The 14766-nt window shown below is 59.1% G+C and carries 13 protein-coding genes and 1 pseudogene; 6 read left to right on the forward strand and 8 right to left on the reverse strand.

Annotation, left to right across the window (positions count from 1 at the left end):
• Both WBG04_RS06015 and WBG04_RS06020 read left to right on the forward strand, forming a co-directional pair.
• Positions 1-240, forward strand: a pseudogene (locus WBG04_RS06015) (hypothetical protein); the annotation flags it as partial.
• Positions 240-1133, forward strand: a complete 894-nt coding sequence (locus WBG04_RS06020; RefSeq protein WP_424313478.1) for a hypothetical protein — start codon at positions 240-242, stop codon at positions 1131-1133. The pseudogene WBG04_RS06015 and the gene WBG04_RS06020, both read left to right, overlap by 1 nt.
• Here WBG04_RS06020 and WBG04_RS06025 read toward each other — a convergent pair whose 3' ends face one another.
• From WBG04_RS06025 to WBG04_RS06060, 8 genes are all read right to left on the reverse strand, one after another.
• Positions 1134-1940: a hypothetical protein gene (locus WBG04_RS06025; protein WP_424313479.1), complete on the reverse strand. Its 807-nt coding sequence runs from the start codon at positions 1938-1940 to the stop codon at positions 1134-1136.
• Positions 1937-3178 (reverse strand): thymidine phosphorylase, encoded by a 1242-nt coding sequence (locus WBG04_RS06030; RefSeq protein ID WP_424313480.1) that lies wholly within the window; start codon positions 3176-3178, stop codon positions 1937-1939. Before WBG04_RS06030 ends, WBG04_RS06025 begins: the two co-directional genes overlap by 4 nt.
• Positions 3179-3188: 10 nt before the next feature.
• On the reverse strand, positions 3189-4340 hold the full coding sequence (locus tag WBG04_RS06035; RefSeq protein WP_424313481.1) for a phosphopentomutase: 1152 nt from the start codon (positions 4338-4340) through the stop codon (positions 3189-3191).
• A 105-nt stretch (positions 4341-4445) separates the two neighbouring features.
• The gene (locus tag WBG04_RS06040) at positions 4446-6668 is read right to left on the reverse strand and encodes a hypothetical protein (protein ID WP_424313482.1); all 2223 of its coding nucleotides are present in this window, start codon (positions 6666-6668) and stop codon (positions 4446-4448) included.
• A gap of 10 nt (positions 6669-6678) precedes the next feature.
• Positions 6679-8667: a BatA domain-containing protein gene (locus WBG04_RS06045; protein WP_424313483.1), complete on the reverse strand. Its 1989-nt coding sequence runs from the start codon at positions 8665-8667 to the stop codon at positions 6679-6681.
• A gap of 1 nt (position 8668) precedes the next feature.
• Positions 8669-9565, reverse strand: coding sequence for a DUF58 domain-containing protein (locus tag WBG04_RS06050; protein ID WP_424313484.1), 897 nt, complete (start codon positions 9563-9565; stop codon positions 8669-8671).
• 66 nt (positions 9566-9631) lie between these two features.
• On the reverse strand, positions 9632-10009 hold the full coding sequence (locus tag WBG04_RS06055) for a four helix bundle protein (protein WP_424313485.1): 378 nt from the start codon (positions 10007-10009) through the stop codon (positions 9632-9634).
• A gap of 38 nt (positions 10010-10047) precedes the next feature.
• Positions 10048-11091, reverse strand: coding sequence for an AAA family ATPase (locus WBG04_RS06060; RefSeq protein ID WP_424313486.1), 1044 nt, complete (start codon positions 11089-11091; stop codon positions 10048-10050).
• A gap of 241 nt (positions 11092-11332) precedes the next feature.
• Here WBG04_RS06060 and rpsM point away from each other — a divergent pair, with 241 nt between their 5' ends.
• From rpsM to zwf, 4 genes are all read left to right on the forward strand, one after another.
• Positions 11333-11701: a 30S ribosomal protein S13 gene (rpsM, locus tag WBG04_RS06065; RefSeq protein ID WP_379711227.1), complete on the forward strand. Its 369-nt coding sequence runs from the start codon at positions 11333-11335 to the stop codon at positions 11699-11701.
• Between the two features lie 30 nt (positions 11702-11731).
• Positions 11732-12373, forward strand: coding sequence for a 30S ribosomal protein S11 (rpsK, locus tag WBG04_RS06070; RefSeq protein ID WP_424313487.1), 642 nt, complete (start codon positions 11732-11734; stop codon positions 12371-12373).
• Positions 12374-12393: 20 nt separating this feature from the next.
• A complete protein-coding gene (gene rpsD, locus WBG04_RS06075) occupies positions 12394-13005 on the forward strand; it encodes a 30S ribosomal protein S4 (protein WP_424313488.1) in 612 nt (203 codons plus the stop codon).
• Positions 13006-13233: 228 nt separating this feature from the next.
• Positions 13234-14766 (forward strand): glucose-6-phosphate dehydrogenase, encoded by a 1533-nt coding sequence (gene zwf / locus WBG04_RS06080; RefSeq protein WP_424313489.1) that lies wholly within the window; start codon positions 13234-13236, stop codon positions 14764-14766.

The following is a 14766-nucleotide window of genomic DNA, read 5'->3' on the forward strand; positions in this document are numbered from 1 at the left end:
GTTCAGAACGACATGCCTGAGAGTCGGGAATCGGTGGAAGCGCTTCGTGGTCTCCTTCCTGAGGAATTGGTTCTGAGAACAGTGGTGCCGAGGGATCCTTTATTTTTGAGGGCGAGTGCCCGTGGTCTACCCGTCGGTGTGATGGAAGATGGCCATGGGGCGATGGCGGTGTTTGACTCTTTGCGCTCGGAGATCGAGGCAAAGATGCAGATGCCCGGAAGGCAACCTGAAATCGGCTGATGATGGATCCTATTGAACCTTGGATCGATGGGAACGCTGTTCGCCGGATGGCGGCGCAGTTGATTTCGGCTCCTGATCGTTCGGAGATCGATGAAAGTTCGAACGCCGGATTCGGTCCGGGATTTGAGGGATTCACCACGGTGGCCACCGAACTCCGCATGAAATCGGCGGGACCTTTGCCGATCCAGGAGTCAGCGTCCTTGCCGGTTCCGAAGAACGAGATTCCGGCTGCGGTAGTCGAGCCCCCTGCGAGAGTTGAGGATCGGCCGAAAGAAGTCACTCCTCCTCAAGTGAGGCTCAGAGATTCGGCAACAAGTGCGGAGCCTGCTCCAGAATCCCGAGAGTCGGTCGATGAAATACCTCGTATGCCCGAGTTGCCCGGACAGCAGCCACAACAAGCGCCGAGGTTGGAGATTGAGGCAAAGCCCTTCCTTGCGGAGGTTGGAGAGGAGCAGCGTGATAAACCCAAGGAGGAGGCTTCAAACCATCCATTCCAACAGGTCGCCAGGCCGATGCGAAGCGAGGAAGGTGAGACCAGACGCGGACCGCTGATGGAACGGATGTTTCGCTTCCGCGATTGGCTCCGTCGGCATGCCGGAGCTCGTTCGGTGTTTGTGCTTGATCGTGATGGTCAACCGGTGCTCGACGATCCGGCTTACGCTAAACTTCACTTTCTGGCGCGCAGTCTTTCGCAGGCCTATCGCCCGGTGCCCGGGCAGCCGGGAAATGTCCACGTCAAGGTCGGCTCGGATGCGTATCTGGTAGTGATTCCGGTTGATACGGATTTCGGCTGCCTGGTGCTGGGCGCGGTTCTGCCGAGGCCGCTGGATGCTCCTTCGGTTGAGATTGTGGCCAAGGCACTGGCGGAGGCGGCAAAACCCCAGGGGCGCTGACTACTCGGGATCCTCCATTTTATAGAGGTCGGCATTGGAAGCCTGGAACTCCGCTTTCAATCTCACGCTAAGTTCTGAAAGGTCGACGATCTTATAGTCGCCGAAGGTCCATGCGCCACGATTTCCGTCGTGGCCGATTCCGACCAGGAGGTGGACGGCGTGATCGTTGATTTTGAGGGTCTTGGTCTTGGGCTCGAAGTAAAAGCTGCGGAAGGTGCTTTGCCATGAACTCTGCTCGACGAGTTTGGGGTCGAGGTAGAATACGTCTCCGCTTTTCAAGTCGGTGACCTTGAGGTCGGGATAACCGCTGCGCTGGTGCTCGCCTTCACGCGTGGTTGGGATTTCGCAAGACAGGCCCTCTTCGGCGTCGATCTTCGCCATCAGCGCTTCCTCGAAGAACCTCGAGCCTTCGTTGATGCGCCGGAGTTTCCGAATCGGAGAGTCTTCTTGGCTCAGCTCTTTGGTGGACTCTTCAAGCGCTGCATTGATCGCCCTGATCACCCGCTGATGAGATTCCAGATCGCGATTCAAAGGGATGACTTTGCGGTCGGCGGTCGCGAGGACGATGGTCGCGAATGAAAAACGCCGGTCGCTGAGGTTCTCACCGAGGAGTTGGCGGGTCAGTTGGGCGTCTTCGCGTTGTTCCTGGTTAATGGCGATCTCACGGAGTTGCTTCTCGGCCTCAACGAGACGGCGGCTGGCGGGGGTCTTCGCCGGACGGGTGAAACCCCAGGCAAGCACGGCGACGAATCCGCAAAGGATGATGATGCCGATGATTCGACCTGCTCTCAGGGGCGGGCGGCTCATGGCTGAATCTTGAAGGCTTGGTCAAGTAGTGCCGAGGCCATTTCGAAGTCCACGAGGTTGTCGGCATGAATCCGACAAAGGGGTTTCCCCTGGTGGACATGCTCGCCACATTTCAAGATTTGGTCGAATCCGACGGCAGGATTCACTGCGTCCGTCGCGCGGGATCTGCCAGCACCGAGTTGGAGTGATGCTTGCCCGATCAGGCCAGCATCCACAGCTACGATGGTTCCTGTATCTGGTGCGGGCAGCTCGCGGATCATGGGGGCTTGGTGGATCTTGGCGAGGTTCGGCAAGTCCGCCGGGTCTCCCCCGTGGGCTTGAACGATCTCGTCAAACTTCCTGCGGGCGCTGCCGTCGTCCAGAAGGGCCTCCAGCTCTTTCCTTGATACGGGGCTGATCTTCTCGGCAAGGTCGAGGACCAGCTCCCTCAAGTCAGCCGGGCCGCCGCCGTCGAGACATTCGAGCGATTCGATGACTTCGAGAGCGTTGCCGACGGTCCGGCCGAGTGGCTCGCTCATCGGGTTGAGCAGGGCATGGACTTCGACATTCATTTCCTTGCCGACCGCAATCATGGCGTCGGCCAGAGTGCGTGCATCCTTTTCGGTCTTCATGAAGGCACCGCTGCCGAACTTGACATCGAGCACCAGCTTGTCGAGCGACTCGGCGAGCTTCTTCGACATGATCGATGCGGTGATCAAGGGAATCGAGGGAACGGTGCCGCTGACATCGCGCAACGAGTAGAGTTTCTTGTCGGCTGGGCAGAAGCGCTCGGTCTGGCCCATCATGACCACGCCGATTTCCGAGAGTTGGCGTTGGGCGGCCTCAAGCGAGACCGAGACATTGAACCCGGGAATCGATTCAAGTTTATCGAGCGTGCCGCCGGTGATGCCAAGGCCACGTCCCGAAACCATCGGAACCCACGCGCCGGTGCAGGCGACCAAGGGGGCGAGGGGGAGCGAGACCTTGTCACCGATGCCTCCGGTCGAGTGCTTGTCGACGACAAGCGGGTGGCCCGGCGGGTGCTCAAAGACGTCTCCGCTTTCGAGCATCGACCGGGTGAGTGCTGCGGTCTCCTCGGCGTTCATGCCTTTGAAGAAAACCGCCATGGCGAAGGCGGACATCTGGTAGTCCGGCACCTCGCCGGAAACGTAGCCGTCGATCAGCGCGCGGATTTCGTTGGCTGGCAAATGTTCACCATCGCGCTTGCGTCCGATGAGGGTGGGGATGTGGAGATTCATGGTGTCGTTGTCAGTTGTTTTCCATCCGTCCGCTTGCAGCGATGTCAAAATGTTCTTCGACGAGTTCTGCAACCTGGGTGAAGTCGGATGAGTGGACAGGGTTGCTGGGTGAATTCACCGTGAGAAGGGGCACCTGCTCGCGGGTGTGATCGGTTCCCGGGTGATAGGGATCGTTGCCGTGATCGGCGGTAATCAAAAGGAAGTCGTCGCCGACTTTTGGCAGGAAGGTGCCGAGCCAATCATCGAATTCGCGCAGGCATTTGGCGTAGCCTTCCGGGTCGCGACGATGACCATAGTACATGTCGAAGTCAACGAGGTTGGCGAAGATGAAGGCATCGCGATCATCCGCCCAGAGTCGATCGATGGTCTGCATGCCGTCGTCGTTCGACTTGGTGGGATGTGATTCGCTGATCCCGGATCCTGCGAAGATGTCCGAGATCTTGCCGACACCGATGACCGGGATCCCTGCTTCCTGCAGTCGGTTCAGAACGGTGGGTGGCGGTTGCAGTGAGTAGTCGTGTCGGTTGGTGGTGCGCTGGAAGCTGGAGGCGTTTTTGCCGATGAAGGGGCGGGCGATCACCCGGCCAATACGAATACCCCGTTGATCGAGAATTTTGCGAGCGGTTCGGCAGAGTTCGTAGAGGCGTTCGAGGCCGAAGTGTTCTTCGTGCGCGGCGATCTGAAGGACCGAGTCAGCGCTGGTGTAGAGAATCGGATGGCCGCTGCGGAGGTGTTCTTCGCCGAGGCGGGTGATGATTTCCGTGCCTGAGGCGACGACGTTGCCGATGAAGCCGGTCTTTCCCGCGGTGGCGATTTCGTCGACCAACTCATCCGGGAAACTCACGAAGGTGGCGAAAGGTTCGGCGAGCACGTTGCCGGCGATCTCCCAGTGGCCGGTGGTGGTGTCCTTGCCGACGGAGGTTTCGGACATTGAGGACCAGGCAGCATTAGGGAGGAGTGGGGGAGCGATTTTGTTGAACTCGAGATTGAGGCATCGCATGACCTGGTAGAGCCCGATCGAGGCAAGGTTTGGGAGATCCAAGCCGGGAAGACGCTCGAGGAGATGACCGAGGGTATTGGCGCCCGTATCGCCGAATGCCTCAGCGTCAGCGGCGTGACCACAGCCGACGGAGTCGAGAATAATGCAAATGGCGCGGGGCATGGGTTGAGGATGGCATTCTAATTACCGTCCGGAAAGCCACAAGGAGCAGCGACTTTAGTCGCAGGTTTTTGCTGGCATCAGCGACTGAAGTCGCTGCTCCTTGCTCTAGAAAGTCCCATTCAGCTTTCTTCCTATCCAGAAGACGGCGAGCAACAGGATGACCATCGCGACGGTGATCCAGTGCGACCACAGTGGTAATCGGTTTTCGATCGGGCGGGGTTCCGGCAGGGCTCGGATTTCACGAATCAGTTCAGGCAGTTGCGCTGCGCTCAACATGCGACCGCGGGCAATCCGCGCCATTTCTTCGAGAACTTCGGGTTTGGCGGGTTGGCCGACCTTTTCCAGTTCGATGCCCTGGGCGAGCAGGGTGGCTTCCACCGCATCGCCTTCGCCATCTCCGACGCGGGCGACGAGTTTCCACTCACCGGGTTGGTCAATCTTGATTCGGCCGGTGAAGGATCCCCAGGCGGTATCCGTCTTGTCCAGACTGATGCGTTGAGAGCTGCCGTCCGGGAGTTGGGCGTCGATCACGACATTGCCTTCTTCGAGGGGTGCTCCATTCTCATCGAATGCATTGGCGTTGAGAGTCACGATGTCACCGGGAGTCGGGCGTTCGGGAGAGAAGTAGAGGCGCACCCTTTGGCCGGCGGCCATGTTCCGCTGGTATGACATCCAGCGCGCGACCTGGCCCCAGAAGCGGTAGTGGTATTTGTCTTCAACCCCGCGGCGCCAGCGCCACGCGGAATCGATTCCCATGTAGAGCACCTTGCCGTTGCCGGCGGTGCTGGTGACGATGATCGGGGTAGGGCCGAAATTGGTGCGGCGGTTCGCATGTACGGCGAGGACTTCGGTGCCGCCTTTTGCTTTGGTCACCGCGGAATGCCAGTAGAAGCCGGGAAGGGAGCGCCAGACCTGGGGATTGGTTTCTTCGGTGTCGGCGAGCAAGGTGAGCAATGAGCCACGACCTTCGCCGGTGAGCTCTAGTGGAGACGCGACGGGATCGACGATGCCTTCGGGCTTGTCGGGATCCAGCACGACCGGGATCAGATCGCCGAGCGGACTGTCGACGAGGCTGCGTTGATTGCCTCTCGGGCCGGGGAGGAAAACAACGCCGCTGGCTTGGCTTTCGACGAGTCCCTTGATCAATTCGCACTGCTCCTCGGTGAGTTGGCCCGGTTCCACGCCGACATCGCCGATGAAGATGACATCGAAGCGGGCGAGATCTTCAGGTTTCTCCGGAAACTCCTGAATGTAGTCGGGTCCATCGCCAAGGCCGAGTTGCGGATGGAAGAGCAGGCAGGAAAGTTCGACGCCGGGATCGCGGGAGAGGGCATTGCGAAGGTAGCGGTATTCCCAGCGGGGTAGCGAATCGATCACGAGCACCTTGATCGACTCCGGGCGACCGGAGAGGGTGAACTTGCGCGAGTTGTTCGCTTCGACTCGTTCGCCCTCGGCGACGGGCAGCGAGAGCTCAAGCGTCGAGGAGCCTTCGCCGTCGATCTGCCAAAGGATCGACTCGTAAGTTTCCTCTCCTGGCGGGATGACGATTTCCTTGGTCTTCTCGCGGCCGGTATCATCGCGAAGTCTGACGATGGTGCGGACTTCACGTTCGAGTGACGAGCGCACGGTGAAAGGGATTTGAACCTTCTCGCCGACGATGCCGTAGGTCGGGGCGGTGACCGAGATCAGGTCAAGATCAGGCAGTCTGCGGTCGCTGCCGACGGGGATGGTGAAAAGCGGAACGCCACGTTGGAGAAGTTTCTGTGAAGCGACCACTGGCGGTTGTCCGAGATTGAAGTCGCCGTCTGACAAGAGAACCACGGCTCGGAGATTGTTCTCGCTCTCCAGAAGGTCGATGATCGGCTGCGAAAGATCGGTGCCCGCCAGTTTGGACTCGTCTGCCGGAGGACTCGAGATTTTCCGCTCAACGATCTCGTTGGAGTTTTCCAGGCTTAGTGATTCGAGCAGTTCATCGGTGACGACCCTTTCGATCCACGCGTTACGAGTGACCACCGTGCGGTCGGCGTCGATCCCTTCGGGTAGCTCGGCGTCGAGCGTGTTCATCGAGCCCGAGGCATCGCGAAGAAGGGCGATGCGGGGTTTTGACTCCGGGTCAACAACCGTCAGCCACTCCGGCTTCCATAGTAGCAAGACGACAATCAGGGCGATCAGGAAGCGCAGGGACTCCAGAAGTCCGGTGCGTACCCGGTGGGTGCTCCGCAACCACGCGAGCACGCAGAGACCGCCGATGGCGATCAGGGTGATCACGCCAATGGCCAGGGTCAGTGGCGTTGGCGAGAAATGAAGGTGATGGATGTTGAAGGACAAGGTCTGTGGGCTAACGGGCGTGTTGAACCGGCGGTCGAGGAGTGGAGTGGACGGCGACGGATTTATTGGGAAGGCAGAGTAGGGCTTCCGAGAGAAGGAAGAACAACAAGGCGATCAGGAATCCACGCCAGATGCCGCGTGAAATGTTTTCGCGTCCGGATCCGCTGGTGTCCTCGAAGAGCGAAAAGTCCGTGCCTGCAAGGATCTGCTCGAGATCCTTGCTCTCGATGATGTCGGGGATGTCTTCCGAGAGGGGACGGTTGATGGCAAGGGTCCGTTCTCCGAGTCTGTGGATGCCTGCAAGGTGTTCGGCTTCGGCATTGACGTTCGTGCCGTAGTCGTCGAGACGCTCGCGGACCTCGTCGGCCTTCGTTGCGGATTCCGTGGTGCCAAGGGTGGCGAGATAGCCGGCATCGAAGCGATCCGCTCCGGCGATGACGGCGCGCTGAATGGCGGGAAGAAGAACGTCAGCGTCGCCGAGGTTCGACCAAGTATAGTCGGGGAGCGAGCCCATGAACCATGCGGTTCCCCTGCCGACGACCCGCCGCACAAGGAAGGGTTGAGTGTCGTCCCATCTGGCAAGCACGGTCGCCTCGCCTACCGGCACGCGATATTTCACTGCGCGCAATCGGTCTACTGGAATTGCAGTACCATCGATGCCATCCTTGAGCAGGCCGTCGTCTTGGTTCCAGCTATCGATAATGAAAAACTGATTGGTCGCGGCGTTTGCCAGCTCGGACCACTTCATTCCGAGAAACTCGTTGTTCGAGTCGGCGACCGGAGGAAAGAAGACCACCTGGCCTCCGCTTTCCAGGAAGCGTTCGAGTTCCGCGGCGGCCGGCCCGGTCGGCAGGCTTGTCGCCCAGATGATGGCCGACTTCCCGTTGGTGATCAGCGAGGGGGTGGCAGCAGGAGGGAGGATTTCGGCGATCTGTCCGCCAAAGCCCGCAGGAGCGGCCGCGAGCGAGAGATAATTCGCGGCACTCCCTTCAGCGATCACGGTCGACTGAACGGGAAGAGCGGGGCCATAGGCGAAGAAAGCCACGTTGTCGCGCGGGTTGCCGTCGCCAGGGATCGAGACCCAGCCGAAGCCGCTTTCATCGGGCGATGGAAGCGGGATGCTCTTGATGAAACGTAATTCCTGACCGGGAATGGTGACGTTTTCGGTCTCGCGGGCTCCGTTTGTATTGATCGTTATGGGGAGATTGAGCGGGTTCTTGGCATCGTCGCCGCGGGAAATCCGCAGGTCGAGCAGGAGGTCGGAGCCGGAGCGGCGCGACGAGAGGATCTGGATCGTCTGGTTTGCCGCATTTTCGCCTCCGAGGGCGAGCACGCGAAGGCGGGGTTTCTGCGGCAGCGAGTTGAGAGCGGCGCGAACCGAGTCCCAGCGGCTGTCGTCAGGCGACCAGTTGGTTTGCTGGAGGTCCGAGGTGACCCAGACCTCCGCGCGTCCCGGCGTTTCCGCAAGAAACTCCGCGGCGGTCAAAAGCATGTCGGACAGGTCGGCGGTGGTGTCGGTGGCGGCGGTCGATGAAAGCTCTGCAAGCACCTCGGGGGAGGGGACGTCCTGCGGTTTTCCTGAAGCGCTGTCGATGAGGACGAGTCGCGTGCCTTCGAGATCGGCGAAGGCGTCGCTGAGGCGATTGAGAGCCAGTTCACGACGAGGGATCGTGCCGTTCTTGGGATTGGCTTCCATACTGGCCGAGCGGTCGAAGACGAGCACGACGAGTTCGGGCTGACCGCTTCCGAGACCGAAGAATTTGCTCACCACGGGAAGGGAGGCGGCGAAGATCAGAGCTGCGATACCAAGCGCCCGGCAGGTAAGGATAAGGATGTGGCGAAGGCGCTTCTTGCCGCGTGATTCGCGGGTCGCCTTCAGCAAGAACTGCATCGCCGCCCACTGGATCGTCCGGTGGCGGCGGCGATTGAGCAGATGGATGATGATCGGAATCGAGACCGCGAACAGTCCCCAGAGCATCGCGGATTGGAGGAAGAACATCTTATCTTCCTCCCTTCTTCGGTAGGCGTGCTGTTAGGAATTCACGTAGTAACGGCTCAAGTGCCGTGTCCGTCGGGACGAGCTGATAATCGGCGTTGGCATCGTGGCACTTGGCACGCACGGCGGTCATGAAATCGTTGAGGGCGCGGTGGTATTCGTCGACGACCAGGGTGGGTTCGACGACGAGTGAGGTACCGTCCTCCATGTCGACGAAGCGGTGCGGTCGCTCGAATTCGAAAGACAGCTCCTGGGGGTCCATCAGGTGGAAGACGGAGATATCGTGCTTCCGGTAGCGAAGGTGCTGGAGGGCTTCGGAGAAGCCTTCCGGTTCAGTGAAGAGGTCGGAAAGAATGACGACGAAGGCACGTTGCCCGATTTTTTCGGCGATCTGATGGAGTGCGGGGACGAGGCCGGTCTCACCTTCGGGTTCGAGCTTGGCGAGGGTTTCAAAAATGCGCTGGAGGTGGGCTGGCCGACGGCTCGGTGGAACTTCAAGGTGAAGCTTTTCGGTGCAGACGGAGAGGCCGGCGGCGTCGCCCTGGTTGACGAGCAGATAGGAGAGGGAGGCGGCGATCCGTCGAGCGAATGAGACTTTCGATTCGCCCTGGCCGGCGAAGTTCATCGAGCCGGATGCATCGACGACGAAGTAGGCTCGCAGATTGGTGTCGGCTTCGAATTCCTTGATGTAAAATCGATCGGAGCGTGCGAAGGCCTTCCAATCGAGGCGGCGTGTGTCGTCACCGGGCACGTATTTCCGGTATTCGGCAAATTCGACCGATGACCCGCGGTGTGGCGAGCGGTGGCGACCTGCCATGTGGCCCATCATGGGCACACGCGATTCGACTGGCAGCGCGCCGAGACGCGAGAGCAGTTCGCTGTCTAGAAAGTCGTAGGTCATGCGGCTGAGAATCCAGAGTCCGGAATCAAGAATCCAGAGCGGGTGGGGTGAAGCGTTGGAGTGGTGTTAGGCACGAGCTTGCTTCGGGCTGACGTGATCGTGGAGCGACGATAACACTTTTGAGATCCCGCGAGTTTCCTCGATCAACTCCGGTGTGTTTTTGAAGTGATCGATTCCAAGTTCACGGCAGACTTCGCGGTGAATCATTAGTTGGTTTCGGAGTTCTCCGCAGGAGCCCGCACTGAAGTCGAGAAATCGACAGAAATCGGCGTCGCTTTTGCTTTCTGCTCCTTCGGCGATATTGGATGGAATGGAGATGGCTGAGCGTTGAATCTGATCTTTGAGGGCAAAGTCCTTGGATCCATGAGACGCGATGCAGACGTCAACCGCCAATCGGCAACTGCGTTTCCACACATCGAGGTTGTCAAAGTTATGAGCGCTCATGGTCTAGCTCTGGTTTCTGGATTCTTGACTCTGGAATCTCAGGACTGGCGCATTTCTTCGATCAAGCGCTCAACGACCTTCTTCGAGGTCATGCCTTGGGACTCGGCGGCGAAATTGGTGATCACCCGATGACTGAGCACCGATGGGGCCACGGCTTCGATGTCGTCCATGCTCGCCATGTAGTTCCCGCGCAATGCCGCACGGGCCTTGGCACCGAGAATCAGATACTGGACAGCGCGTGGTCCAGCGCCCCAGGCGACGAGGTCGCGGACCCACTGCGGTGATTCCGGTGTGCCAGGACGGGTCTTGCGGACGATGCTGACGGCATAGTCGTAGAGGTGTTCCGGGACTGGAACTCGACGCACGAGTGATTGGAAGGCGAGCACCCGTTCGCCGTTGAGCAGGTGTTCGAGCTTGGCCACCGCTGAGCCGGTCGTGGCGCGGGCAATCTGCTTTTCCTCCTCGGCGCTCGGGTAGTCGACCTCGATGAGAAACATGAAGCGGTCGAGCTGGGCTTCGGGCAGAGGGTAGGTGCCTTCCTGCTCGACGGGGTTCTGGGTCGCCAGCACGAAGAAGGGAGGTTGGAGATTGTAGGTGCGGCCGAGGACGGTGACCTTGAGTTCCTGCATGGCTTCCAGCATCGCCGATTGGGTCTTTGCCGGGGCGCGGTTGATTTCATCGGCGAGGACGATGTTTGAAAATACGGGTCCCTTAACGAATTCGAACTCACGGCGGCCTCCGACGCCGGATTCCTGAATGATGTCGGTGCCGGTGATATCGGCGGGCATCAGGTCGGGAGTGAACTGGATCCGATTGAAATTCAGGTCGAGGGTCTGGGCGACCGAGGAAACGAGCAAGGTCTTGGCGAGGCCGGGAACGCCCATCAGCAAGGCGTGCCCCCGGGCGAAAAGACAGATGGCGAGGCGTTCGATGACCTCTTCCTGGCCGATGATCGCTTTCCCCAGTTCGGCCTTGAGCGCCGAGTAGGTTTTGCCGAGTTCGTCGATCGCGGCGACGTCGTCCGGGGGGAGCTGGTTTTCGGAGGGTTTGGGTGCGGGCGGATCGGCGAGAGTATCTTCCATGTTTCGGGGACTTACAGACTTGGAGCGAAACTAGGGCGGAGCTTTGTTTTGTCGAGTCGGATGACCGTCGCCGGAGCCCGGTCGGGTGAGATCGTCGGGAATCGAAAAAATCGTAGGTAAATTATCGATTTCCCACTTGTCAGCCCCCAATCCTCTGCTAAACAGCCCGCCCGCTCCGCAGTGGCCAACGGCTCTCTGTCGTTTTTCCTGCGTTTGTGGAACCGCTCACACAAAGAGTCCCATGGCACGTATTTTCGGCATCGAAATCCCCAACGAGAAACGCATCGAAGCGTCTCTTCACTACATTTATGGAATCGGACACAACACGGCTGTCCGCATTCTTGATCAGGCTGGCATCGACCCCAACCTTCGCACAGGTCAACTAAGCGAGGATCAGTTGGTGAAGATCGGCACGGTCATCCAGAGCGAGGGCATCATTATCGAAGGTGATCTTCGTCGGGAAAAGCAATCGCAGCTCAAGCGACTCACTTCCATCAACTGCGTTCGCGGGATCCGCCACAAGCGCGGTCTTCCAGTTCGCGGCCAACGCACCCGCACCAATGCCCGGACCCGCAAGGGCAAGCGCAGGACCATGGGCGTTAAGAAATAATCAGGACCCAGATCCAAACAATCATCCAAGATGGCTGACGAAGAAACGAAGAACGAAACTCCGGCTGCAGAGGCTCCGGAAGAAACCGCCGCTGCGCCTGCTGCCGAGTCCACCGCGACTCCGAAAGCCGAAGAAGCCGCTCCTGCCGCTGACGCTCCCAAGGCTGAAGAAGCTGCTGCACCCGCCGCCGAAGCTCCCAAGGGAGAAGAGGCTGCTGCTGCCGCAGAAGGAGGTCCTAAGAAGGAAGAGAAGCGCGACATTTTTGCTGAGATTGCTGGTGCCGAGGAGGGCCAGATCAAGATTCACAAAGCCAAGAAGTCGAAGAACGTCACCAAGGGGATCGTTCACGTCACCGCTACTTTCAACAACACCATCGTCACTGTGACCGATGCTTCCGGCAATACGATCGGTTGGTCGACGGCCGGTAAGATGGGTTTCCGTGGTTCGCGTAAAAGCACCGCCTATGCTGCGCAGGTTGTTTCTCAGGATGCCTGCCGCCAGGCCATGGGACATGGCCTCAAGGAAGCAGAAGTTCGCGTCAAGGGACCGGGTTCCGGTCGTGAGTCCGCTGTCCGTGCCGTGCAAGGTCTCGGTGTCGACATCCTTGCGATCAACGATGTGACCTCCATCCCTCACAACGGCTGCCGTCCGAAGAAGGCGCGCCGCGTATAATCTCCGAACATTTCTGACTCATGGCACGTTACACAGGACCCCGCGCAAAGATCAGTCGTCGCTTTGGCGTCGCACTCTTTGGCTCCTCCAAGGCGCTCGAACGCCGCAATTTCCCGCCAGGCCAGCACGGACTCCGTGCCGGTCGTAAAAAGAAGAGCGATTACTCGATCGCCCTCGGTGAAAAGCAGAAGCTTCGTTTCCAATACGGTGTGCTCGAAAAGCAGTTCCGCGGATACTACGAGGAGGCTGCAAGCCGTCGTGGCATTACCGGTGAAATTCTCCTTCAGTTGCTCGAGACCCGTCTCGACAACGTTTGTTACCGCCTCGGTTTCGGCAACACGCGTGCCGCAGCCCGCCAGCTCGTCAATCACGGACACGTTTTGGTCAACGACCAGAAAGTTGATGTCGCCAGCTACCAGGTGAAGCCCGGTGACAAGATCAAGATCGGTGGCAAGCCATCGGCCCAGCAGCTTGCGCTGCGCATGATGGATCTGACGCAGTCCGTGCCACTCGTTGATTGGCTCACGCTGGATCGCGAAAGCATGATCGGCGTCGTCGAGCGCGTTCCAGAACGCTCCGACATTGATCCGCTCGTCAACGAGCAGCTGATCGTCGAGCTTTATTCGCGCTGATCGGTTCGCCGATTTCAGATTTGAAGACGCCCGGGGGAAACCTCGGGCGTCTTTGCTTTTCCAGTCTGCTGAAAATCAAAAGAGTAGCAGAAGAAGGGTTGTCGTTTCTGGCGAGGAGGGAGACGCCAGGATAGCCGCCATTGCGGGGCATCATGGGCGAAGTGACAAATTTTCATGCCCATTTCACTTCCCCGTCGAGCTTGGATGAGGCAAACCGCTGTTCCGCCAATGAGTAATCCTTTCCGCGAAGATCTGGTCTCCCGAAGTAGCCCTCAAGCCTGCACTGTCGTCATTTTCGGCGCGACGGGCGACTTGACCCATCGCAAGCTGATCCCGGCTCTGTATAATCTTGCGGTTGATGGAGAGCTTCCTCCGGGCGTGAAGATCGTCGGCTTCGCGCGGCGAGACAAGAGCGACGAGGTTTTCAGGTCGGGCCTGGAAGAACTGAATCGCAAGGTCTCACGAACCGGGCATGACGAAGAGCTTTGGTCAAAATTCGTGCCGAACATTCACTACCACCGGAGTGAGTTCACCGATGCCGACGGCTACAAGCGGTTGGCCGAGCGACTCGACGGGATTGATCGTGAGCGCGGGGGGAAAGGTAATCGCCTGTTCTACATCGCAAGCGCGCCGGAATTTTTTGACGACATTCTCGAGCAGTTGAAAGCAGCGGGACTGAGCAAGGCGGCAAAGGGTTGCTGGTCGAGGGTGATTGTCGAAAAACCCTTTGGAACCGATCTGGCCACGGCACAGCATCTGAATCAGGTCGTCAACCGCACGTTTGAGGAGAAGGACACCTATCGGATAGATCATTATCTCGGCAAGGAGACGGCTCAGAACCTGATGGTACTGCGCTTCGCCAATGCGATTTTCGAGCCACTGTGGAACAGCCGCTACATTGATCAGATTCAGATTACCTGCTCCGAAAATCTGGGCATGGAGGGTGGTCGAGGCGGTTATTACGACAAGGCCGGTGCCTTGCGCGACATGGTGCAGAACCACTTGCTACAGCTTTTGAGTTTGGTTGCGATGGAGCCACCCACCGACTTGAGTGCGGATGGCGTGCGTGATGAAAAGGTGAAGGTGATTCGTTCACTGCGGCAGTGGGATACTCCGGAGAAGGTCGCGAAGAATGTGGTCCGTGCGCAGTATACGGCGGGTCATGTCGACGGCAGGTCTGTCCCGGGTTATCGCGAGGAAGACCGGGTGGATCCCGAAAGCATGACCGAGGCCTATGTCGCACTGCGTTTGATGATCGATACCTGGCGCTGGAGTGGTGTGCCGTTCTACATCCGGATGGGTAAGCAGTTGCCGAAGAAGGCGACCGAGATTTCCGTGCATTTCAAAGCTCCGCCCTGTGTCTTGTTTAACGCGCTGCCGGGAGGGGTTCCCGGAGGAAATGTTTTGGTCATCCGGATCCAGCCGGATGAGGGGATTTCGCTGCGAATGGTGTCGAAAATCCCCGGCACCAGTCTGCGTCTGGAGCCGGTGAAGATGGACTTTCACTACGCCACAAGTTTCGGCAAAGGCAGTCCGGAGGCCTATGAACGGCTGCTGCTCGATGCGATGGCGGGAGATGCCACCTTGTTCGCGCGACGCGATGAGGTCGAAGAAGCCTGGCGCTTCATTGATCACATCGAGCACGCCTGGCACCAAAGTGACGATCCGCCGCCGATGGCGGAATTTGTTGCCGGCAACTGGGGACCGAAGGAAGCCGACGATCTTCTCAAGGAAGATGGTCACGAATGGCGTCGACTCTGA

Source organism: Haloferula sp. (assembly GCF_049672945.1).
GTDB lineage: Bacteria > Verrucomicrobiota > Verrucomicrobiia > Verrucomicrobiales > Akkermansiaceae > Haloferula.

What these genes read in the sequence shown, in the direction of transcription:
- WBG04_RS06050 (WP_424313484.1), bottom strand. Translation starts at nt 9,565, where the DNA reads ATGACCTACGACTTTCTAGACAGCGAACTGCTCTCGCGTCTCGGCGCG.
- WBG04_RS06035 (WP_424313481.1), bottom strand. Translation starts at nt 4,340, where the DNA reads ATGCCCCGCGCCATTTGCATTATTCTCGACTCCGTCGGCTGTGGTCAC.
- rpsM (WP_379711227.1), top strand. Translation starts at nt 11,333, where the DNA reads ATGGCACGTATTTTCGGCATCGAAATCCCCAACGAGAAACGCATCGAA.
- rpsK (WP_424313487.1), top strand. Translation starts at nt 11,732, where the DNA reads ATGGCTGACGAAGAAACGAAGAACGAAACTCCGGCTGCAGAGGCTCCG.
- WBG04_RS06060 (WP_424313486.1), bottom strand. Translation starts at nt 11,091, where the DNA reads ATGGAAGATACTCTCGCCGATCCGCCCGCACCCAAACCCTCCGAAAAC.
- zwf (WP_424313489.1), top strand. Translation starts at nt 13,234, where the DNA reads ATGAGTAATCCTTTCCGCGAAGATCTGGTCTCCCGAAGTAGCCCTCAA.
- WBG04_RS06030 (WP_424313480.1), bottom strand. Translation starts at nt 3,178, where the DNA reads ATGAATCTCCACATCCCCACCCTCATCGGACGCAAGCGCGATGGTGAA.
- WBG04_RS06020 (WP_424313478.1), top strand. Translation starts at nt 240, where the DNA reads ATGATGGATCCTATTGAACCTTGGATCGATGGGAACGCTGTTCGCCGG.
- WBG04_RS06055 (WP_424313485.1), bottom strand. Translation starts at nt 10,009, where the DNA reads ATGAGCGCTCATAACTTTGACAACCTCGATGTGTGGAAACGCAGTTGC.
- rpsD (WP_424313488.1), top strand. Translation starts at nt 12,394, where the DNA reads ATGGCACGTTACACAGGACCCCGCGCAAAGATCAGTCGTCGCTTTGGC.
- WBG04_RS06025 (WP_424313479.1), bottom strand. Translation starts at nt 1,940, where the DNA reads ATGAGCCGCCCGCCCCTGAGAGCAGGTCGAATCATCGGCATCATCATC.
- WBG04_RS06045 (WP_424313483.1), bottom strand. Translation starts at nt 8,667, where the DNA reads ATGTTCTTCCTCCAATCCGCGATGCTCTGGGGACTGTTCGCGGTCTCG.